2 tRNA genes are annotated in these 423 nt (G+C 51.5%); both read left to right on the top strand.

The annotated features are described in order from the left end of the window. Positions 1–65: 65 nt before the first annotated feature. Positions 66–142 (top strand) — tRNA-Ile (locus VK98_RS22585). A gap of 117 nt (positions 143–259) precedes the next feature. Then, a tRNA-Ala gene (locus tag VK98_RS22580) sits at positions 260–335 on the top strand. Positions 336–423 lie beyond the last annotated feature (88 nt).

Genomic DNA, 423 nt, shown 5'->3' with positions numbered 1-423 from the left:
AGTACTTACAGCCTATCGGTTATTTGTAGTTAAGGGCGTCAGCCAGCGATGGCTGAACATGAAATGGGTTTGTAGCTCAGCTGGTTAGAGCACCGTCTTGATAAGGCGGGGGTCGTTGGTTCGAGTCCAACCAGACCCACCAGAATTTCTGTTGTCGGAGCGATCCGGCCGCACGAATAAAGCTGAAAGGCAAGGCGAAAGGCGGCGACGTGTGCTGATGCACACGAGGCGCGTTTCAACGCTGCATTTCAGGTTTAGAGGGGGATTAGCTCAGTTGGGAGAGCACCTGCTTTGCAAGCAGGGGGTCGTCGGTTCGATCCCGTCATCCTCCACCACAACTCAAACACAAGCGAGTTTGCAAAACAGCTTGATTGTGTTTGCGTTGTATTTTTAACGCCCGATCTTTAACAAACTGAAGAAGCC

This window comes from Chromobacterium sp. LK11 (assembly GCF_001043705.1).
GTDB classification, from domain to species: domain Bacteria; phylum Pseudomonadota; class Gammaproteobacteria; order Burkholderiales; family Chromobacteriaceae; genus Chromobacterium; species Chromobacterium alkanivorans.
The sequence above is the reverse complement of the archived record's forward strand: the minus strand, read 5'-3'. Positions and strand labels throughout refer to the sequence as shown.